Source organism: Massilia sp. TSP1-1-2, assembly GCF_049896185.1.
GTDB lineage: Bacteria > Pseudomonadota > Gammaproteobacteria > Burkholderiales > Burkholderiaceae_D > Telluria_A.
In genome coordinates this window covers 1-21,455 of sequence record NZ_JAFCTU010000035.1, presented here as the reverse complement: position 1 = coordinate 21,455, position 21,455 = coordinate 1, and the positions used below count along the sequence as shown (strand labels likewise).

Below are 21,455 nucleotides of genomic sequence, written 5' to 3'. Positions count from 1 at the left end.
CCGAGGTCCACGTTACAGACCCGTATTGGCCGCGATGAAGGCCTTCATCTGCGCCGCGTCTAGCGGCAAGACGACGAACTTTTGCGGCAGCGCTTCGATGTTCTCGAAGCCGGCCGGACGTTCGGCGTCCACGCCCAGCGCTTCCAGGATGGTCTCGTTGAACTTGGCCGCCAGCGCCGTTTCGAGCACGATCATCGGTACGCCCGGCGCCATGTACTGGCGCGCGACCTTGATGCCGTCGGCGGTGTGGGTGTCGATCGTGATGTCGTAGTCGTCGGCCACGTCGCGGATGGTGTTCACGCGGTCCTTGTGGGTCGATTTGCCGGACTGGAAACCGTATTCGGAGACCAGCTTGAATTCGTCGCCATCGCTGCCCGGTTTGCCGGACAGGTCAAAGCCGCCCTGCGTTTCCACCGTGTGAAACAGCGCGCGCACACGTTCGCTGTCGCGCCCGACCAGGTCGTAGATAAAGCGCTCGAAGTTGGATGCCTTGGAAATATCCATCGACGGGCTGCTCGTGTGGTACGTTTCGGCCGACTTGCGCACCCGGTACACGCCGGTGCGGAAAAATTCGTCGAGGACGTCGTTTTCGTTGGTGGCGGCCACCAGGCGGTCGATCGGCAAACCCATCATGCGGGCAATGTGGCCGGCGCAGATATTGCCGAAGTTGCCAGACGGGACCGTGAACGAGACTTTCTGGGTGTTCTCGGTCGTGGCGGCCAGGTAGCCGCGGAAGTAGTACACCACCTGCGCCACCACGCGCGCCCAGTTGATCGAATTGACGGTGCCGATTTTTTGCGCGCCCTTGAACGGCAGGTCGTTCGAGACCGCCTTGACCAGGTCCTGGCAATCGTCGAACACGCCTTCGACGGCGATGTTGAAGATGTTCGGGTCCTGCAGGCTGAACATTTGCGCGCTCTGGAACGCGCTCATTTTCTTGTGCGGCGAGAGCATGAACACGCGGATGCCCTTCTTGCCGCGCATCGCGTATTCGGCGGCGCTGCCGGTGTCGCCCGAGGTGGCGCCGAAAATATTCAGTTCGGCGCCGTCCTTGGCCAGCGTGTACTCGAACAGGTTGCCCAGCAACTGCATCGCCATGTCCTTGAAAGCGAGCGTCGGTCCGTTCGACAACGCCTGCAGGATCAAAGTCTTGTCGCCGTCTTGTTCAAGCACGCGCAGCGGCGTGATCTCGGCTGCCTTTTCGCCCTTGCGCACGTTGCGGTAGACCGCCGGCGTGTAGGTTTTTTTTGTCAGCGCCCTCAGATCCTGGTCTGGAATGTCGGTGGCGAACTTGCGCAGGATTTCAAAGGCGAGGTCGGCGTAGGACAGCTTGCGCCAGGCGTCCAGTTCGGCGCCGGTGACTTGCGGATATTCGGACGGCAAATACAGCCCGCCATCGGGCGCCAGGCCGCCAAGCAGAATGTCGGAAAATTGTGCGGGAGTGGGCGAAGCGGCGGCCTTGTCGGCGCGGGTGGAGACGTAATGCATAGTATGAGGGGTCCGTTTAGGGCTGGCAGCGTGGAGCACAACAGGGCGTTCGAGCGAATATTATAGTGCGGACCGACGCTCCTTGCGCGAAACGCTTGTTTTCCCGAATTATTCGTGGAACCACAGCGCTTTGCGGCCGATGGGCATGTCTTTGGGCATCAGCGGATTCTTCAGCTCGAAGACGCGGCGCTCTTTAAGGGCCGCTTTCCTGATCGTGGCGCCATAGTATTGCTGGAACAACTTTTCAAACGAACCATCGGCGATCATTTTTTCCAGACCGTCCGTGATATCGGCAGCCAGTTGGGTGTTGCCCTGACGCACGAAGAAATAAATGGCGGTCGGGTAATGCAGCACCACGGAAGGTTCGACGGCCAAGCGCTGCTGGTAGAGCGCGAGCTCAGCCCATATTTCGGTGACGGAGCGGGGGAAATAGTCGATGCGTTCGCTTTCCAGCATGCTGAACAGCGCCGCGTAATTGGACGTGCCGTACACGTTCAAGCCGTTGGCGCGCAGGATGGACGTATCGGGCCAGTCGCTGCCCTGCCCGGCCGTGAGCCGCTTGAGGTCGTTGATGCTGCGCAGTGCATTGAAGGTCGACGCATGCGTCTTGTTAATGAGCAGCAGGCGCCAGCCGATCAAGCCCTTGTCGAGCGGAATGCGGATTGGCAGCAGCCTGGCTTCGCGCTCGGTCGACGTCATGGTACTGACGACATCGATACCGTCGCCGTTTTCCAGGCGCAGCAGCGCGCGTCCTTGCAGCATGCGCACCGGGTGCTGCTCGACGCGGTAGGCGATGTCGGCGCGCTCAAGCGCCATTGCCAGCAGGCGCAAGGGGTAATAGGAGCGCTCGTCGGGCGCGCTTTCCGGGCGCGGATAGCGCACCACCACCTCGGCGGCGACGATTGACGGCGCACACAGCGCTGCAATCAGCAGAAACAGGCGCCAGCGGAAGAAAAGCATGCAATCCTCAATCGGTGCGGTCGGTGCTGCCAAAAGTAACCGCTTTCAAGCGCAATGACAAGTCCCTCCCGCGGGGTCAGTTCTCCCATATTACGACACGAGCTCAGCTGTTTGCAGTTGAGCTCGTGTCGTAATGGGGGAACTGACCCCGGGGGAGATGTTGTTTTTTAGCAGGCGGCGTGGTTGACGGTGACGACGTGGATGGCCAGGCCGCCAAGCGACGTTTCCTTGTACTTATCCTGCATGTCGGCGCCGGTCTGGCGCATCGTTTCGATGACGTCGTCCAGGCTGACGAAGTGGGTGCCGTCGCCCTTGAGCGCGAGCGAGGCGGCCGTGATGGCCTTGATCGCACCCATGCCGTTGCGCTCAATGCAGGGAATCTGCACCAGGCCGCCGATCGGGTCGCACGTCATGCCCAGGTGGTGCTCGATGCCGATTTCGGCCGCGTTTTCGATTTGTTCGTTGCTGCCGCCCAGTGCCGCCACCAGGCCCGCCGCCGCCATCGCGCAGGCCACGCCCACTTCGCCCTGGCAGCCGATTTCGGCGCCCGAGATTGATGCGTTCTTCTTGCACAGCATGCCGATGCCGGCCGCCGTCAGCATGAAGGCGCGTACGCCCGCCACCGGGTCGCTCGGCCGGCAGTCCTCGGCATAGTAGCGCAGCACCGCCGGGATGATCCCGGCCGCGCCGTTGGTCGGCGCCGTCACCACCCGCCCGCCGGCCGCGTTTTCCTCGTTGACGGCCATCGCATACAGGCTGACCTGGTGCAGCGCGTCGTGCGGCAGGTCGTTGGCGCGGTTGTCGCTGTTCTTGGCGTCTTGCGCCTGCTTCCACAGGTTGGCCGCGCGGCGCTTGACGTTCAAGCCGCCGGGCAGCTGGCCGCCCGTCACCAGACCATGGGCGATACAGGCGTGCATGACGTCCCAAATTTTGTCCAGGCCTGCGTCCAGCTCCGCTTCGCCCATGCGCGCCAGTTCATTCGCGCGCAGCATGTGGGCAATGCTGTTGCCGGTCGCTTTGCCATGGGCCAGCAGCTGGTCCATGGTATCGAAGGGAAAAGGAATCGGGTTCTCGCCGCCCGAACCGCTTTGGCGCGCGTGCGATTCGCCCGCGGCGTGAATGAAGCCGCCGCCGACCGAATAGAAAATACGCTCGATGGCCGAACCGTCGGCCAGCCTGAGCGTAAAGCGCATGCCGTTCGGGTGCTCCGGCAGGCTCGAACTCTTGTTCCACAACAGGTTGGCCTTGGCCGTGAACGGCACGTCTTTTACGCCCAGCAGCTTGATGACGCCATCCATCTCCGCTTCGGCCAGCCGCTCTTCCACCGCTTCAGGGTCGATGCCTTGCGGCGTTTCGCCCATCAGGCCCAGGATGACCGCCTTGTCGGTGGCGTGGCCCACGCCGGTCAGCGCGAGCGAACCATACAGAGCCGCTTCGACGCCGACGGCGTTGTCCAGCGGGCCGCATTCGAGCAGAAAGCGGCGCGCGGCGAGCATCGGCCCCACCGTGTGGGAACTCGACGGACCAATGCCGATCTTGAATAGGTCAAATACGCTCATGTCCATCGGGTTCTCCAGGTTTTTGTGAAACGTGTCAGGCGGCCTGGCCCAGAGCGACGTCGATGTTTGCGAGCATGTCGGTGACCAGCTGTTCGAGTCCGATCGCCGCTTTCCATCCCCAGTGTTCTGCTGCTGTGCTGTCGTCCAGGCTTTGCGGCCAGGTGGCGGCAATCGCCTGCCGGCTGTCAGGCGTGTAGCCGATCGTGAACGCTGGTACGGCGAGGGTAATCGCGGCGGCCAGCTCGCGTGGGTTGAACGACACGCCGGCCACATTGTAGGCCGAACGCACGGCGATTTTGTCGGCCGGTGCATCCATCAATTCGATGGTGGCGCGAATCGCGTCGGGCATGTAGATCATTGGCAGCGTGGTCTCGGGGCCAAGGAAGCAATCGTATTTTTCGCCCTTGAGCGCGGCGTGGAAGATGGCAATGGCGTAGTCGGTGGTGCCGCCGCCCGGGGGCGACTTGAAGCTGATGATGCCGGGGTAGCGGATGCTGCGCACGTCTACGCCGTACTTGGTAAAGTAGTATTCGCACAGCCGTTCGCCGGCCAGCTTGCTGATGCCGTAGATCGTGGTCGGATCCATGACCGTAAATTGGGGCGTGTTCCGGGCCGGGGTGTTGGGGCCGAAGGCGGCGATCGACGACGGCCAGAACACGCGCAGCGGCTTGCCCTCTTCGCCGCGCAGGCGCGCCACTTCCAGGATGTTGAGCAAGCCGTCCATGTTCAGTTCCCACGCCTTGAGCGGGGCTTTTTCGCCGGTGGCCGAGAGCAGCGCGGCCAGCTGGTAGACCTGGGTGATGCCCTCTTCTTCCACCAGCGCCGCCAGGCGCGCCTGGTCCAGCACGTCGAGCCGCGTGTAGCGCGCCGCCTGGTAGACGTTGAGCGCGCCGATGTCGGAGGCGATCACGTTGGCCGCGCCATGCTGGTCTGCCAGCGCGCCCACCAGTTCACTGCCGATTTGGCCGTTGGCGCCAATTACGAGGATGCGTTCCATGGTATTTTTTCCGATCTGTTGATGCGTGTAGCAATGCTTAGTTCATTACTTAGTTCTTCAGGATGTCCAGCTCGCGCCCGGCCTGTTCAAAGGCCTTCAAGACGATGTCGAGCTGCTCGCGGGTGTGGGCTGCCGATAGCTGGACGCGTACGCGGGCCTGGCCCATCGGTACCACCGGGTAGAAAAAGCCCGACAGCAGCACGCCCAGCTCGTACATTCGCGCCGCAAATTTCTGGGCGATGGGCGCTTCGAACAGCATCACCGGCACCACCGGATGGGTGCCCGGCTTGATGGTAAAGCCGATGCGTTCGATCTCCTTGCGAAAGTAGGCCGTGTTCTCGTGCAGGCGGTCGCGCAGCGCGGTCGACTTGGACAGGCGCTCGAGCACCGACAGCGAGGCGCCGGCAATCGATGGCGCCAGCGTGTTGGAAAACAGATAGGGGCGCGACTTCTGGCGCAGCGTGTCGATCACTTCCTTGCGCGCAGCCGTAAAGCCGCCCATCGCGCCGCCCAGCGCCTTGCCCAGCGTGCCGGTGATGATGTCGATGCGGCCCATCACGTCATGGTGCTCGTGCGTGCCGCGCCCGGTCTTGCCCATGAAGCCCGATGCGTGGCACTCGTCGATCATCACCAGCGCGCCGTACTGGTCGGCCAGGTCGCAGATTTTGTCGAGCCGCGCGATCGTGCCGTCCATCGAGAACACGCCGTCGGTCACGATGACCTTGTGCCGCTTGCCCGCATCAAAGGCCGCCTTGAGCTGCGCTTCCAGGTCGGCCATGTCGTTGTGCGCGTAGCGATAGCGCCCCGCCTTGCACAGGCGAATGCCATCGATGATCGATGCGTGGTTCAGCGCGTCCGAGATGATGGCGTCGTTCTCGTCGAAGAGCGGCTCGAACAGGCCGCCGTTGGCGTCGAACGCTGCCGCGTACAGGATCGTGTCCTCCATGCCCAGAAAGCTGGAAAGGGCTTTTTCCAGTTCCTTGTGCACGGTCTGGGTGCCGCAAATAAAGCGCACCGACGACAGGCCGTAGCCGTATTTTTCGGTCGCTTCGATCGACGCCTTCTGGGTTTCCAGGTCGCCCGACAGGCCAAGGTAATTATTGGCGCACATATTGATCAGGGTGCGCCCGTCGTCGGCCACCACTTCGGCGCCCTGGCGCGAAGCGAGCACGCGCTCAGGCTTGTACAGGCCCTGGCCGCGCAGCGTATCCAGGTTGGCTTGCAGGCCGGTGAAAAATGCATTTTTCGCTTGATCGCTCATCTTGTCCCTCGTCTGTGGTTGCCGGCTTGACCGACTGTTGCAGTATGCTGTACCGTGATCGCACTATGATGACAATTCCGCGATATCGAACTAAAATTCAATATAGTGGATATTACCCAAGGCCGTTGAACTTGGCAAGCATCAGTTTGTTTCGTCTCGCACCGGGTTTCGCACCTAGTTGTCTCGCACCTATGAATTGGCAAAAATCATGAATATCACGCTCGGTCCCAATTCTCCTCCTGAAGTGGGCGCAACGCTGCAGCGCTTGCGCCTCGCGCGCGGTTTGACGCTGGAGGACTTGTCGCGCATCGCCGGGGTGTCGAAATCGATGTTGTCGCAAATTGAAAGAGAGAAAGCGAATCCGACGATTGCCATCACCTGGCGCCTGGCCAATGCGCTGGGCGTGGCGATCGGCGAGCTGCTCTCGTCTGGTACGCGCGCGGCCGAGACGATCCGCGTGCTCGACGCGCATGAAACGCCCACCTTGCCGGGCGCGCATGCGGGCTACGTGCTGCGTATCCTGGGGCCGATGGAGATGGCCGGCAAGTATGAATGGTATGAGCTCACGCTCGCGCCAGGGGGCGAACTGGCGTCGCAGGCGCATGACCCGGGAACGACCGAGCACGTGACGGTGCTGCACGGGACACTGGAAGTGGAAGTCGGGGTCGAGAAAAAGAAGCTGAAGGTGGGCGGCACCGCCAGGTATCCGGCCGACCAGAACCACGTACTGCGCAATGCGGGCAAGACCGAGGCCAAGGCCTTGCTGGTGGTTGTGCACCGGTAGGTCGCTGGCGACGCGTGGTGGAATGCGGCCTGCGGCCTTTTCCAGCCTACATTTGGGGCGATGCCGCGTCACCGGCACCAGGTGACATTTAGCGCCGCCTGGCAAATGCAAAGGCCAGCACAAAGGCCGCAGCCACCGCCAGCAGATGCTTGAGCGTGTGTCCGCTGACAAAGCCCAGCGCCTGAAACACCGCCTGATCGGCCACTTCGAACAGCTTGGCCCACACATACAACCCTATCGCGACAAAGAACAAGGTACGCTGGGCCATCAGCGCGCCGGACTGCCACTGCAGCACCGGAATCAGCACCAGGGGCGCGGCCTGAATCAGCAGATAGAAGCGCAAGTCGCCGCTCCATGACCACCAGAACACGCTCAGCGCCCCCAAGCCCGTCAGCACCAGCAGCGGCAGTTGCGTCTTCGTATTCGGATAGGCGTCGCGCACGGCCGCTGCCAGCAAGGCCGCGCATGCGAGCGCGATGGGCAACCGGTCCCACGCCAGGCGTGCATTGTCGGGCGCCATGTGATACCAGGTTGACCCGAGAGCCGTCGCGCCGATGGCGCCGAAAAACACCGCGTTGGCCAGGCGGGCCGGATCGTCACGGCGCGCGCGGCGCAGCGCGGCAAAGCCAACCATGGCTACCAGCAGAAAACCCAGGTTGGACAAGACGTCGCCGGCATTGGCCAAGCCAAAGAGCGTGCGCTGGTCGGCAAAGTCGTGATAGTTGGCCGTTTGTGCGATGGGACCGAAAGCGGTCAGCGCGACAATCAAGGCAAAGCCCAGGTACGGGGCGAGGTGCACTCTGGCAGGGGCAAGCGGCATGGTGGTCCTTGGCGTTGAAAAACCCCAGTGTGACCGGCCAGGCTTGATGACGATACCCGAGGGCCGCGCGTACCTTGCAAGGCGACCTTGCGTACCGAAATATGATACCGCCGCGCTTGAATCCACCGCGCGCACGACGTCGCCGCGAAGGCGACGTCGTTGCACAGCTCTTTACTGCGCGGCCACCTTGGCCGGCGCCGCCATTTGCAGGGTGCGGCTCAAGAAGCCCCAGCGGTCGGCGACTTCTTCGATCACCTTGGTGGTCGGCTTGCCGGCGCCGTGGCCCGCCTTGACGTCGATGCGGATCAGGATAGGCGCGCCGCCGCTTGGCTGCGCGGCCTGCGCGGTCGCGGCAAACTTGAAGCTGTGCGCCGGGACCACGCGGTCATCGTGGTCCGCCGTCGTGATCATCGTGGCCGGGTAGCACACGCCAGGCTTGATGTTATGCAGCGGCGAATACTTGACCAGCGCCTTGAATTCGTCGGCGTTGTCGGACGAGCCGTAGTCGGACGTCCACGCCCAGCCGATGGTGAACTTGTGAAAGCGCAGCATGTCGAGCACGCCCACCTGCGGGATGGCCGCGCCGAACAGCTCCGGACGCTGCGTCATCGCCGCGCCCACCAACAGGCCGCCGTTGCTGCCGCCACCGATCGCCAGCTTGGCGGGCGACGTGACCTTGTTCGCGATCAGCCATTCGGCCGCGCCGATGAAGTCGTCGAACACGTTCTGCTTGTGCAGCTTGGTCCCGGCCTCGTGCCAGGCTTCGCCGTATTCGCCGCCGCCGCGCAGGTTGGCCACCGCGTACACGCCGCCCATTTCCATCCACGCCAGGTTGGCGGGCGAAAAGCTCGGCGTGATCGAGACGTTAAAGCCGCCGTAGCCGTACAGGTAGGTCGGATTGCTGCCATCGAGCTTGATGCCTTTTTTGGAGACGATGAACATCGGCACCTTGGTACCATCGCGGCTGGTGTAGAACTGCTGGCGCGTTTCGTACCCGGCCGGGTCGAAGTCGACCTTCGGCTTGCGAAACACCGTGCTTGCGCCGCTCTTCATGTCGAGGCGGTAGATGGTGGTCGGGTTGGTGAAACCGGTGAACGAATAGAACGTCTCGACATCCTTGCGCTTGCCGCCAAAACCGCTGACCGTGCCGATGCCGGGCAAGGTGATGTCGCGTGCCAGCTTGCCTTTGCGGTCGAACACCTTGACCATGCTGCGCGCGTCGGCCAGGTACTCGGCAACGATCTGGTTGTTGACCAGGTTGGCGCCCACCAGCGTTTGCGCAGACTCCCCGAGGACCTGCTTCCAGGAAGCTTCCTGCGGGTGGCGCGTGTCGATGGCGACCACGCGCGCGCGCGCGGCGTTCTTGTCGGTCTTAAAGTAAAAAACTGCGCCGTCGTTGTCGATAAAGTCGTACGATGCTTCGAACTTGTCGATCAGCGGCAGCACCTTGCTGCCCGGTTTCGAGAGATCCTTGTAGAACACGCGGTTCCGGGGTGCCGTGCCCTTGGAGGCGGTGATGATCAGGTATTTGCCGTCGTCGGTCACTTCGCCGCCGAAGCCCCACTCCTTCTCGTCGGGCCGGTCGTAGACCAGCACGTCGGCGCTTTGGGGCGTGCCGATTTTATGGAAGTACAGCTTCTGGAAGTAGTTCACGCTGGCCAGCATGCCCGCTTCGTCGGGCGCGTCGTAGCGGCTGTAGAAAAAGCCCTTGCCGTCCGCAGTCCAGGAGGCGCCGGAGAACTTAACCCACTTGAGGTGGTCGTCAAGGTCCTTGCCGGTGTCGATGTCGCGCACCTTCCATTCGTTCCAGTCCGAGCCTGACGCTGCAGTGCCGTAGGCGAGATATTTGCCGTCCGGGCTGACGGCGCTGCCGGCCAGGGCGACGGTGCCGTCGGCGGCCAGCGTATTCGGGTCGAGCAGCAGGCGCGGCTCGTCAGCGAGGGACTTCATCGTGTACAGGACCGCCTGGTTTTGCAGGCCGTCGTTGCGGCTGTAGAAATAGCGCCCGCTTTCCTTGTACGGCACGCCGTAGCGCTCATAGTTCCACAGCTTGGTCAGGCGCTGCTTGATGGTCTCGCGCTCCGGGATCTGGGCCAGGAACGCTTGCGTGACCTTGTTCTCGGCCTCGACCCAGGCGCGCGTCTCGGCGCTGTTGGCGTCTTCGAGCCAGCGGTACGGGTCGGCGATGGTGGTGCCGTGGTAAATATCCTGCTGCGTGCCCTTCAGAGTCGCCGGATAGCTCATTGTTGACGCGCCCGGGGGGCAGGATTGCGCGACTGCGTTTGCGCTGAACGTGCTGAGTGTGCCGAGCATGGCGAGCAGGCTGGCGACCAGGGTGACGTGCCTCATTTGCATAAAATTTCCGTCTTTTGGGTAAAGAGTCGAAGACGGCAAGACCGGATCGCGGACTGCCGCTGCTGGCGATATGCCGGGGGAGATGATAACGTGAAAATGCGGCACGGGCGAGCTCAACATGGCTAAAAAAATACTTCGTAGAACCAGGAACAGTAGGCCGTCGATACGGAAAAGCGCAGCGCATTTCGACCTGCACGGGTGCCGAGACTTTTTGGGCGGAGCCCTGCAAATGTGGCTATACCGGCGGCACCCAGGCCGCGATCCACGCGGCCAGCTCGTCGCCCGGCATTGCCCGACTCATGAAATAGCCCTGCCCCTGGTCGCATCCCAACGCCGCCAGCAGGCGCCACACCGCCTCGCTCTCGATCCCCTCGGCCACTACGCGTAAACCCATGTTGTGGCCAAGGTCGATCGTCGAACGCACGATCTTGGTGTCGCCGCTATCGTGCTCCATGTTGAGCACGAACGACTTGTCGATCTTCAGTTCGTCGACCGGCAGCCGCTTGAGATAGGCCAGCGACGAATAACCGGTGCCGAAATCGTCGATCGACAAATCCACGCCCATCGCATGGAGCCGCTCGAGCGTGAGCTGGGCGCGCACCGGGTCGTCCATGATGGCGCTCTCGGTGATCTCAAGGCAGAACGATTGCGCCGCCACTTTGTGGCGCTCCAAAATCTCGCCAAACTTGGCCGGCAGGTCCTGGTCGAGTAAATCGCGGGTCGACAGGTTGACCGATATTTTCAGGTGGATGCCTTGCTCGGCCAGCTGCCGGCACAGCGCCGCCGAGCGCTCCAGCACCCAGCGCGTGAGTACGCGAATGAATCCGGTCTGCTCGGCAAACGGGATGAATTCGTCCGGGAACACGTTGCCGCGCTCGGGATGGACCCAGCGCACCAGCGCTTCGGCGCCCACCACTTCGCCGGTGTCCAGGCGCAGCTTGGGCTGCAGGTGCAGGCGAAATTCGTCGCGTTCGATCGCGTTGCGCAGTTCGCTCAACAAGCCCAGGCTCTTGGCGCTGGCCGTGTCCATGGCCGCCTCGTACAAAATAGCGCCGTCGTTGCTCTGCTTGGCCTGGTACATCGCCACTTCGGCCATCGACAGCAGCTCCTCGGCTTTGGCGCCATGCGCGGGAAAGGCTGCGATGCCTAGCCCGGCGCCGATGTCGACGGTCTGGTCATCGAGTGAAATCGGTACTTCGAGCACCTGCAGGATGCCCGCCGCGACAGATTGCGCGCGCTCCACGTTGACGGCCGAGAGCAGCACCGCAAATTCGTCGCCGCCCAGGCGCGCCACGTGCGCCGACGGATCGGCGGCCGCCATGTGCAGCTTGAGGCGCGCGGCGACCTGGCGCAGCAGCTCGTCGCCGAAGTCGTGGCCCATGACGTCGTTGACGTGCTTGAAGCGGTTCAGGTCCATCATCAGCACGAACGCCGCGTGACCGGCGCGGCCCGCCTCGGTCAGCGCTTCGCCCAGCAGCAGCACGAACTGGGCGCGGTTAGGCAGGCCCGTCAGCGAATCCCAGTAGGCCAGGCGGCCGATCTCGTGCTCGCGCTTGGCGATCCCGTCGCGCATACTGTCAAAGGCCTTGGCCAGCGCGCCGATTTCGTCATTGCGCTCCAGATTGATCTGGCCGCGGTAGTCGCCCCGTTCAAGCCGGCGCGCGGTGGCCGCCAGTTCGCGCAGCGGCTGGGCGACGCGCTTGGCGGTCAGCACCGCCGCCACGCCGGCCACCAAAATCCCGATCACGGTCAAGGCTACCAGCGTGCGTTCGAGCCGTACGTACTGCGCGGTGGCGGCGTCAATTGAGCGCGCCAGCAGGACGCCCGCATCCGGACCGATCTGCACCAGGCGCGCGCTGTACGGGCTGCCGCCGATATCGATCTCGATGGAACGCGCCGACTTGCCGGGCAAGGCGTGCAAGTCGCTGACCACCTGGGGCATCAGCGCCGGCGCCAGCGTCGAGGCAACCGGCGTCCAGCGCCCGTCGGGCGCGCGCGCAAGGATGGCCACGTCAAGGGCGGACAACTGCTGCATGTCCACCGCCAGCTCGCGCTCGATGGCAAAACCCATCGCCACCCAGGCGATCGTGATCGGCGCCTTGACCGGCATGACGACGATCTGCACCGGGCGGTTGTCGACCACGGCAATGGCGCTGGCGCCGTCGGCCTGTTCGGCGCGGTCGAGCAGGCCGAGGACCAGATGTTCGATCGAGGAGCGCATGGCGATGCCGCTGGCAGCGCTCACCTTGCGCTCGCCGTCGATCAGCATGGTCAGGTCCGCGTGCGCGCGGCGCGCGCTGTTTTGCAGGGCTGATTCGATGGTGGCGCGGTCGTTCGCAGCGCCATTGCCGACCGCTTGCACGAAAGCGGTGTCGCGCGCCAGTACCTGGGCCGAAAAGCGCTGGGTTTGCGCGCTTTGCTCCAGAAGCTTGCTGAACACCTTCTCGCCGTTATCGAGTTCGGTGGCGATGGAGGCGCGCGCATTGCGCTCGATGCCTTGCTGGATTACCAGCAAGCCGAGCACCTGTACGACGATGATCAAGGCCAGAAACAGTGTCGCGATGCGCCCTTCCAGGCTGTTGAAGCGCATCTTCACTAGTTGCTCGGCGCGTCGGCCCCGATTGGCGGCGGTTTGAGCGGCAGCTTGAACGAAAGTGCCGACGGCGCTTCGCTCCTGAGCGCGACGCTTTGCTCGGCAATGGCGCCGTTCATCTGGTAGTGCCAGGCCGTCACGGTGTATTTGCCGGCGGCCGGCACCTCGATGCGCGCCACGCCGGCCGCGTCGGTCTTGGCAAAATAGGGAGAATCGACGACTTTCACATATGACACCATGCGATCATGGATATTGCATCCCAAGACCACCAGGCCGGCTTTCTCGAACACTTGCGGCGCGGCCGTCACGCCGCTATAGAGTTTTTGGTCGAATTTTTTGGCGGGCGAAAACGAATAGATATGGTGCTTGACCTTGTCGTTATTGGGAAACGACACGCGGCTGCCGGTCTGGATCACGGTGACCAAGGGCAGGAACTTCAGGCCGCGCTGTTCGATCTGACCGGGTGTTAACACGCGCGGCATGGCCACACCGCCCTCGGCGTCGACAACCACGACGGCGTCGGCGAGCGGCTTGCCGGCGCTGTCGCTGACCTGCACCGTCAGCGCGCCGGCGTGGGCGCCGTACGCGGCCAAACACATTGTTGCCAGCAAGGCGGGTCGGAAGGGAAGTTTCATGAGCCTCGGTCGGGTGGAAGTCTGGCATCGGTATGCCTGCCTGCCGGACTATTGTAGCGCCATCGCGAAAGTTCCGAGAAGAACTTTCAATCGCGCCAGGGCAATTCGGCACGGCACATTGCACGCCTTGCCTTTATATACATGCCCGCGCTGCCGCTCAGTGCGCGCCGCGGGCGGCGGCGCCCGTTGCATGGCTCAGTTGCCACTGGCGCGACAGGTCGAGCGCCGAGCCGATTTCGGACGGGGTGAGGCGGCGCGCGACGATGCTCTTGTTGGCGCTGGCCGTTTCGTCGCCAGCGTCGGCGGCCAGCAGCATCCACATGTAGGAGCGCACGGTGTCGCGCGGCACGCCGCGCCCGCTGCTGTACATGCCGCCCAGGTTGTACTGGGCCAGCGCATGGCCCTGTTCGGCCGCCTGCTGGTACCAGTGCACGGCCAGTGCGTCGTCCTGCGCAACGCCTTGCCCGTTCGCATACATGACGCCGAGATTGTTTTGCGCACTGGCGTCGCCCTGCTCGGCGGCGATGCGGTACCAGCGCGCCGCTTGCGCTTCATTCTTGGGGACGCCCTGGCCGGTAGCATAAATAACGCCCAGGTTAAACTGGGCGTTGGGTGCTCCCTGGTCGGCGGCGCGGCGATACCATTCCAGCGCGCGCAATTCGTCGCGCGGCGCGCCGCGGCCGTTGGCGTACATGCTGCCCAAGTTGTATTGCGCCAGGATGTGGCCTTGCTCGGCCGAGCGCAGGTACCAGGCCATGGCAAGCGCTTCATCCTGCTCGACGCCCTGGCCGTTGGCCAGCATCACGCCCAGGCTGAACTGGGCGTCGCGGTCGCCCTGCTCGGCTGCGCGCTGCAGCCAGGCAAAGGCGCGCAAGGCATCGCAGCGCACGCCCAGGCCTTCGGCATAGGCCACGCCCAGCTGGCGCTGGGCGCCGGCACAGCCTTGCGCTGCCGCCTGGCGAAACCAGCACAGCGCTTGCGCGTCATTCGCTTCAACCCCCTGCCCGCGCTTGTACATCAAGCCCAGGTTGAGCTGGGCCTGCACTTCGCCCTGCACCGCCGCCTTGCGAAACCAGGCCATGGCAAGCGGAAAGTTCATCGGCGCGCCGTGGCCAAACAGATAGCATTCGGCCAGCAAGCTTTGCGCGCTGGCCACGCCTTGCTCGGCCGCCCGGTAAAACCAGGCGAGGGCCAGTTCATGGTTTTGTTCAAGGCCGCGGCCTTTCTTGTACATTTGCCCGAGGTTTTGCTGGGCCGACGCGTCGCCCTGCTCGGCCGCGTGGCGAAACCAGTAGGTGGCCTCGGCATCACTGCGCTCGACGCCGCGGCCGTTGTAATACAGGGCGCCGAGGTGGTTCTGGGCAAAGGCAAGTCCTTGCAGCGCAGCCTGGCGCAACCACTTGTAGGCGTGCGCGTAATCGCGCTCGATGCAATCGCCTTTTTTGTACATCAGGCCCAGATTGAACTGGGCATATGCGTCGCCGCGCTCAGCTGCCTGGCGGAACCACACGTAAGTCTGATAGTTCTCGCGAGATATATTCTGGCGGTTCATGCTCATCCTCCGGCGCGAAGCCGTAAAAACGCAGGATTAATGGAGCTGTAACAGGCACTAAGCGAGCTGAGAAGTATTGCTAAAATTTTAATATGGGAAGAATGACGGCGTTTGACTGTTCGCAAAAGCGTGGCCGTGCACGCACGATATGGCACATGAAAAAACCCCGCAGTGCGTGTTCACGGCGGGGTTTCAATTGCATGCGGAAAGTATCGGGCGCGCCGGAGCAGCATCGGCCCTGTTTCGGGTTAGTGCCTCATCGGGACATGGTCGCATCTGACGCCCACTTTGGCCGCCTCCCGGGCCGGCTTGGGACCGCATGCGTACACCACCATCGCCAGCAACGCCAGGCACCAGACGATCAGCGCACCGGACGGAAGATCGAGAAACACCGACGCCACCAACCCGAAGCCATAGCCGCCCACACCGGTCAGGTAAGCGAGCGACAGCTTGCGCGGTTCGGCATAATGGCGCACCGCCAGGCTGGGCACGATCAGGCTGGCGAAGACCAGGTACACGCCCACCAGCTGGACCGAGGCAGTCACGGCCATCGCGAACACCAGGTAGAAACCCAGACGCCCCATGCGGTGATTGAAGAAGTACAGGATCGCCAGGATCGCGACCGAACCCAATGCCGGCATCAGTAACTGTCCGAAACTGACCCACAGAATCTGCCCGGCAAGCAACTCCTGCATATGCTCGCCACCATGGGGGTTGTGCGCCACCAGCAGCAGGCCGGCTGTGGCCGCCAAAATGAACATGACCCCGATCTGCGCCTCCTGCACGTCGGGCCAGCGTTTTTCGGTCCAGGTCAGCAGCAAGGCGCCCAGCACCGCCGCCACGCCGGCTGCCACCTGCACCGCCCAGCCGCTGGGGTCGAGCTGGCCGCTGCTGGCAATGATGACGCCGAGCGCGGCGATCTGCGCGATGGCCAGATCGATGAAGACGATGCCGCGCTTGAGCACTTGCGCGCCCAGTGGAACGTGGGTGGCAAGCACCAGGATGCCGGCCAGAAAGGCCGGCAGCACGATCATCAAGTCCAGACCCGTGTCGTTCATTTCGCTGCAGCCAGCAGGCGCTGGACGGTGGTGTCAAACATGGCGAACAGATCTTTCGACTGCGCATCGGCGCCCACCGTAAACGGCAGCACGACCGCGGGAATACGGGCATGCTCGGAGAGCCAATTGGACGCGCGCGCATCCTGGTAGGCGGCGCGCAAGACCATCTTCGCCGGTTGGCCTTGCAGCTGGGACAGTAATTGCCCAAGCTGGGCCGCGCTAGGCTCGACGCCCGGCTTGGCCTCGAGCGTGCCGACCTGGCGCAAGCCGAGCCAGTTCATCAAATACTCCATGTTCTTGTGATGCTCGACCACGGCCACATTGCGCAGCGGCGCCGCCTGCTGTTCCCACTTGAGCATGGCGGCGTTCCAGCGCCCGGAAAAATCCTTGTAGCGCACTTGATAGTGGGCGGCATTGGCCGGGTCGATCTCTGCCAGGCGCTTGGACAGGGCGGCGGCAACCAGCGCAATATTATGGGGATTTTGCTGAATGTGCGGATTGCCCGATGCGTGCACGTCACCTTCGCTGCGGTCCAGCTTGGCCGGCACGTCAAGGCGCGGCACAAAGCTGCCCGCTACAAAGTTGCCCGGCTGGCCGGCGGCAATCTTGGCATTGCCCGACTGCTGGACCAGTACCGGCAACCAGCCCGTTTCCAGTTCCAGCCCGGTGCACACGATCAGGTCGGCATTGCGGGTGCGCGCGATCAAGCCCGGGCGCGCTTCGATCCGGTGCGGATCTTGCAAGGCATTGGTGGCGCTGCTCACTTTAACCTTGTCGCCACCCAGTTCCACGGTGAGCGCTTCCCATTCCGGTTCGCAGGCCAGCACGCTCACGGCCGCGTGCGCGCTCAGGCTTGCTGCGGCGAGAAAAATCGAAACCAGCGATTGTTTGACGATGTTGTTGATAATGTTGTTCATTATTGTGCTCCTTAGAACGCGTGGGCAGCGTGTGTGCCCAGGCTCATGATGTACTGCAGGAATATTTGATTGTCGGGCGTGCCGGAACGGGCCTGGTCGCGCGCGAACTGCAGGCGCATGCGAGAAAATTCCGACGGGCTATAGTCGAGCATCAGGCTGCTGCGCCGTGGCGCATAGCTTTCCAGGATCGGAAACATGGCACCGGTCAGGCCGATAGCCGGCGTGCCCGACGCCAGGCGGTCGTAGCGCAGGCCGGCGCGCCAGGCCGGCATGAACTGGTAGACCGCCTGCGCATACCAGCCCGACTGGACGGCGGCGTAGTCGCCGCTGGCGCCGTCATTGGCCAGGCTGCCGCTTTCCTTGCGCCGCAAATACTCGCCTTGCAGCTTGAAGTTGCGCTGGGTGGCGTTGCCATTCGGCGCCCATTTATAGACCGCGTCGGCCATCAGCACCGTGGAGCGGCCCGTGAAGGCGGCGGTCAAGCCGGCGTTGTCGAAGGCGCGCTCGACAGCGCCCGTGCGCAGGTAGGACAGGCCGGCGCGCCAGCTTGCCGAGTCGCCGATATCGTTGCCGGCGTGGGCGAACACGGCTGTGGAATTGAAGCCATTTTTGTTGCGATCGTTGCCTGGCGGCGCAGCGCCGCGTCCGGCTTCCATGCCCAGTTGAATATAGGTGTCGGTCGGCGCCAGCCAGGTCAGTTGGCCGCCATCGGTCTTGTACTGGCCGCCGAACATGGCCTGGTACGCCAGCGGCGCATCGACAAAGTCCCAGGTGTGCGCATGCTGGCCGTTCAGGTAACCGATCGAGGACAGGAAGCGCCCGGCCCGCGCATTGACGCCGCCGGCAAGCGCGCGCGTTTGCACAAACGCTTCTTCCACGCCAATCTCGTTTTCGCCGGACAAGGCAAAGGTCAGGCGCCCGCTGAACATGGGATCGATATTGGCCGACAAGGTCAATTCCGACTCGCCCAAATTGAAACTGCGCGCGCCCGGGCCTACTTCGCCGCCCAGCGGCATGAAGCCCTGGATGCGGTAGCTGCCTGGGTCTTGCGACAGGTTGTTGAAGCTGCCGCCGAGAACCATGGAGATATCGGGATTGAAGGCATTGCTGTTGGCCGCCACCGGCGCGACGGCTGGGGCCGGCGCCTGCGCTGGAGTCTGGACAGCGGCCTGGGCCGCGCTGTTTTGGGCCTGCGCCGTAGCGGCCTGCGCATCTTGCAAACGCTGCTCGAGCGCTTGCAGGCGCGCTTCGTAGGATTGCTTCATTTCCTGGATCTGGGCGCGGATGGCGGCCAGTTCCTTGTCGTCAGCGGCGAAAGCCGACACCGGTGCTGCAAACGCGGCAAGCAATGCCGCGCCAAGAATGGAACGTTTGAACATGATAATCCTGTTAGCAATAAGAATGACAAGCCCCTGCGCAAGGCGCAGCGGACGAGCAAATGCAAAAAAACTAGGACAGGACGGGGGGAGCGCGGGACTGGAAGGCGAGAATGATGCGGGCGCCAGCGGCGCGCGCCGGAATGCCGGCGATGGCAAAAGACGCTTGCTGCGGCACGTCTAGTTGCGCCGGCGAACTGACCAGCGGTCCGGCCAGCTGCGCAAAGGCGAGGCACTGATTACAGCTCTGGTCCTGCGCCAGCGCCGCCTTCAGGGCGCCGTCGGCGTCGCCCTGGGTCCGGGCCTGGGCCTGCGCCGTACCGGCATTGTTACGCTGCCCGGTCAAGTGCGAGAGCACGTGCGTGGACGCCAACTGCTGTGAAACAAGCAGTAGCAGCGACAACAGAACACGGACGAAGGCCTGGCGGGTCATGGTAGCGCTATTGTAAGACGATTAGGAAATATCTGGCTGCTTATTTGTAACAGCGTATTTATGCAGGAAGTCGGGCACTTTGGCCGCACTTAATTTATTTACCGAGACCAGTAGCTGGGGACAAACCGGTCCGAGCTTGTAAGTACTGCCCAGATGGCGGCTAATATGGATCAGCACTTCGGCCGCCACTTCGGCATCGGACTCGGCCCTGTGCGCCGCGCTGCGAAAGCGAATACCGAGCTGCCCGGACAGCAAACCGAGCTTGTAGCTGCCCAGTCCAGGGAACACGCGGCGCGACAGTTTTAGCGAACAGACCAGGCCGACGTGACGCGGCGCCAAATCCAGCCGCGCCGCCTCGGCCTTGAGGAATTTTTCGTCAAAGCTTGCGTTGTGGGCCGACAAGGCGTCGTCCCCGATGAAGTCGAGCAGCTCGGGCACCACGCGCGAGGCTGGCGGCGCACTGTCGACCATGGCTTGGGAAATGCCGGTCAGGTGGGTGATAAAGGAAGGAATTCTGACCTGGCAATTGATCAGCGACACGTAGCGCTCGGTGACCTTGCCGCCCACGATGCGCAGCGCGGCCACCTCGGTGATGCGGTCTCCCATCGCGGGCGAAAGCCCGGTGGTCTCGAAGTCAAGCATGACGATAGGTTTTTCAAACATGCCGTAGCCTACCCGTATTTGCGCACTGCATCAAGGGCCAGGCCGGCGCCAATGCTGCCGAACAGATCGCCTTCGACCTTGCGCGCCCGGGGCAACAGCGCCCCAATCCGTTCGCGCAGCATGCGCACGCCGCTCGAGCCACCGGTAAAGAAAACGGTATCGACCGCGTCGGCACGCACGCCCGCGTCCGCCAGCAGCTTGAGCACGGTCTGGTCGATCTGGCCGACCAGGTGGACAATGGATTCTTCAAAATCCTTGCGGTGCAGCACCAGGTTTTCGGGCGGCGACAAGCGCTCCAGGTGCAATTCGGTGCTGGCCGCGCCCGACAGGGCGATCTTGCCCTCCTCCACCTTCATCGCCAGCCAGTGGCCGGCGCGGTCATCGATCAGGCGCTGCAGGCGGCCGAGTTTTTTGGGCTCGCGCGCGTCGCGCGCCACATCGGCCAGCTGGGTCCAGATCTTCTTGGTATAGGCAAGATTAATCGTGTGCCAGGTTGCCAGGTTAAAGTAATAGCTCGACGGAATGGCGCTGCCATTGTTCATCAGGCTCTGGTAGCCAAGCAGCGGCATGACGGACGACAAGCTGAGGTATTTGTCGAAATCGGTGCCGCCGATATGCACGCCGCCAGTCGCGAGGATATCGTCGCGCCGTTCTGCCTTGCGGGAGCGCTCCGGCGACAGGCGCACCAGTGAAAAGTCGGACGTACCGCCGCCAATGTCGGCGATCAGCACCAGTTCTTCGCTAGATATTTGCGATTCGTAGTCGAACGCGGCGGCGATCGGCTCGAACTGAAAGGCCACGTCTTTAAAGCCGACCGCGTGCGCGATGCCGGCCAGCGTATCTTCGGCCAACTTGTCGGCAGTGGCGCTATCGTCGATGAAAAACACGGGACGGCCGAACACTGCCGAGGTAAATTCGCGGCCCGCCTCGCGCTCGGCGCGCCGCTTGACCTCGCCAATGAAGTGCGTCAGCAGCATGCGAAACGGCAAGGCGCGCCCGCCCACTTCGGTCTGGCCATCGATCAGACTCGTCCCCAGCAAGCTTTTAAGCGAGCGCATCAGGCGGCCCTCGTAGCCGGCCAGGTAGCCGGCCAGGGCCGCGCGGCCGTAGCTGACCTCGTCGTCGTCAGCGTTGAAGAACACCACCGACGGCAAAGTCGGCTTGCCGTCTTCGAGCGCGAGCAAAGCCGAACCCGCCTCGCCATTGGCGCGCGGACTGATGAAACCAACCGTGGAATTAGACGTCCCGAAATCGACGCCGCAAGCGTTGCCCATGTGACCCTTTGTCGTAAGGGGCGATATTTTACCAGATTCTTACCAGATTCTTACCAGATTCTTACAAGATTCTTACCGGATTCCAAGTCCCATTCGTCGCCGGAAATTCCCTGCGGCTGGGCGACATCTGAACACGGTCCAAGTTTCGTGCGCTACGCCCCCGCATGACCGGCGTCAAGGCGCGCTAAAACGCCTTATCGTGCCCCCGCCTCGCCTCGCTATAGTCAGTCGCACTGTAATTGATCTGTGATCGGTTTTAATATTGCAGGAGGCGGCAATGCGTGTCACGACGGCAGATGGCGAAACCCCGGAATTTGTTGACGAGCACGAACACGGACATCCGCACGGCTGGCGGCGCTGGCTGTACGCCACCAACCACAAGGATATCGGCACGCTGTACCTGTGGTTTTCCGTGACCATGTTCATGGTGGGTGGCGTGCTTGCGCTGCTGCTGCGCATGGAACTGTTCCGACCGGGCCTGCAATATTTTGCGCCGGAGCTCTACAACCAGTTTGTCACCATGCACGGGCTGATCATGGTGTTCGGCGCCATCATGCCCGCCTTTGTCGGCTTCGCCAACTGGATGGTGCCGCTGCAGGTGGGCGCGGGCGACATGGCGTTTGCGCGCATGAACAATTTTTCGTTCTGGTTGCCGGTAATTTGCAAGCTAGTTGTCGCCTAAAAGCGGTTTCTACGCTGCTTTTTTGAGTTCTGGATTTTTCTCCTTTTT

17 protein-coding genes and 1 pseudogene are annotated in these 21,455 nt (G+C 63.0%); 2 read left to right on the top strand and 16 right to left on the bottom strand.

The genetic code is table 11. The annotated features are described in order from the left end of the window. Positions 1–12: 12 nt before the first annotated feature. The 5 genes from thrC to kbl form a co-directional block, all read right to left on the bottom strand. Positions 13–1,488 carry a threonine synthase gene (thrC, locus tag ACP7BV_RS22460; protein ID WP_426106949.1) on the bottom strand — a complete coding sequence of 492 codons (1,476 nt, stop codon included), beginning with the start codon at positions 1,486–1,488 and terminating at the stop codon, positions 13–15. Between the two features lie 108 nt (positions 1,489–1,596). Beyond that, a complete protein-coding gene (locus ACP7BV_RS22455; protein ID WP_426106948.1) occupies positions 1,597–2,448 on the bottom strand; it encodes a substrate-binding periplasmic protein in 852 nt (283 codons plus the stop codon). A 167-nt stretch (positions 2,449–2,615) separates the two neighbouring features. After that, entirely contained in the window at positions 2,616–4,013 is a 1,398-nt protein-coding gene (locus tag ACP7BV_RS22450) for an L-serine ammonia-lyase (protein ID WP_426106947.1), read from the bottom strand. A gap of 28 nt (positions 4,014–4,041) precedes the next feature. Next, positions 4,042–5,004 carry an NAD-dependent epimerase/dehydratase family protein gene (locus ACP7BV_RS22445; RefSeq protein WP_426106945.1) on the bottom strand — a complete coding sequence of 321 codons (963 nt, stop codon included), beginning with the start codon at positions 5,002–5,004 and terminating at the stop codon, positions 4,042–4,044. 49 nt (positions 5,005–5,053) lie between these two features. Further along, positions 5,054–6,265, bottom strand: a complete 1,212-nt coding sequence (gene kbl, locus ACP7BV_RS22440) for a glycine C-acetyltransferase (protein WP_426106944.1) — start codon at positions 6,263–6,265, stop codon at positions 5,054–5,056. 208 nt (positions 6,266–6,473) lie between these two features. Here kbl and ACP7BV_RS22435 point away from each other — a divergent pair, with 208 nt between their 5' ends. Continuing rightward, complete coding sequence (locus ACP7BV_RS22435) at positions 6,474–7,049, top strand: helix-turn-helix domain-containing protein (protein WP_426106942.1); 576 nt, start codon at positions 6,474–6,476, stop codon at positions 7,047–7,049. An 88-nt stretch (positions 7,050–7,137) separates the two neighbouring features. On the opposite strand, the gene ACP7BV_RS22430 is transcribed toward ACP7BV_RS22435, so the two are convergent. From ACP7BV_RS22430 to ACP7BV_RS22380, 11 genes are all read right to left on the bottom strand, one after another. Then, a complete protein-coding gene (locus ACP7BV_RS22430) occupies positions 7,138–7,869 on the bottom strand; it encodes a hypothetical protein (RefSeq protein WP_426106941.1) in 732 nt (243 codons plus the stop codon). 171 nt (positions 7,870–8,040) lie between these two features. Continuing rightward, complete coding sequence (locus tag ACP7BV_RS22425; protein ID WP_426106997.1) at positions 8,041–10,218, bottom strand: prolyl oligopeptidase family serine peptidase; 2,178 nt, start codon at positions 10,216–10,218, stop codon at positions 8,041–8,043. 241 nt (positions 10,219–10,459) lie between these two features. Beyond that, the gene (locus ACP7BV_RS22420; protein ID WP_426106996.1) at positions 10,460–12,814 is read right to left on the bottom strand and encodes a putative bifunctional diguanylate cyclase/phosphodiesterase; all 2,355 of its coding nucleotides are present in this window, start codon (positions 12,812–12,814) and stop codon (positions 10,460–10,462) included. Between the two features lie 5 nt (positions 12,815–12,819). Continuing rightward, positions 12,820–13,452 (bottom strand): methylamine utilization protein, encoded by a 633-nt coding sequence (locus tag ACP7BV_RS22415; RefSeq protein ID WP_426106939.1) that lies wholly within the window; start codon positions 13,450–13,452, stop codon positions 12,820–12,822. 157 nt (positions 13,453–13,609) lie between these two features. Further along, on the bottom strand, positions 13,610–15,004 hold the full coding sequence (locus ACP7BV_RS22410; RefSeq protein WP_426106938.1) for an SEL1-like repeat protein: 1,395 nt from the start codon (positions 15,002–15,004) through the stop codon (positions 13,610–13,612). 248 nt (positions 15,005–15,252) lie between these two features. Next, positions 15,253–16,062, bottom strand: a complete 810-nt coding sequence (locus tag ACP7BV_RS22405) for a metal ABC transporter permease (protein ID WP_426106936.1) — start codon at positions 16,060–16,062, stop codon at positions 15,253–15,255. After that, positions 16,059–16,979, bottom strand: coding sequence for a metal ABC transporter substrate-binding protein (locus ACP7BV_RS22400; protein WP_426106934.1), 921 nt, complete (start codon positions 16,977–16,979; stop codon positions 16,059–16,061). Before ACP7BV_RS22400 ends, ACP7BV_RS22405 begins: the two co-directional genes overlap by 4 nt. An 11-nt stretch (positions 16,980–16,990) precedes the next feature. After that, complete coding sequence (locus ACP7BV_RS22395; RefSeq protein ID WP_426106933.1) at positions 16,991–18,358, bottom strand: hypothetical protein; 1,368 nt, start codon at positions 18,356–18,358, stop codon at positions 16,991–16,993. 70 nt (positions 18,359–18,428) lie between these two features. After that, on the bottom strand, positions 18,429–18,788 hold the full coding sequence (locus ACP7BV_RS22390; RefSeq protein ID WP_426106932.1) for a hypothetical protein: 360 nt from the start codon (positions 18,786–18,788) through the stop codon (positions 18,429–18,431). 21 nt (positions 18,789–18,809) lie between these two features. Continuing rightward, entirely contained in the window at positions 18,810–19,451 is a 642-nt protein-coding gene (locus tag ACP7BV_RS22385; protein WP_426106930.1) for a 3'-5' exonuclease, read from the bottom strand. A gap of 8 nt (positions 19,452–19,459) precedes the next feature. Continuing rightward, the gene (locus tag ACP7BV_RS22380) at positions 19,460–20,725 is read right to left on the bottom strand and encodes an Hsp70 family protein (RefSeq protein WP_426106929.1); all 1,266 of its coding nucleotides are present in this window, start codon (positions 20,723–20,725) and stop codon (positions 19,460–19,462) included. 277 nt (positions 20,726–21,002) lie between these two features. On the opposite strand from ACP7BV_RS22380, the pseudogene ACP7BV_RS22375 reads away from it, so the two are divergent. Further along, positions 21,003–21,377, top strand: a pseudogene (locus tag ACP7BV_RS22375) (cbb3-type cytochrome c oxidase subunit I); the annotation flags it as partial. Positions 21,378–21,455 lie beyond the last annotated feature (78 nt).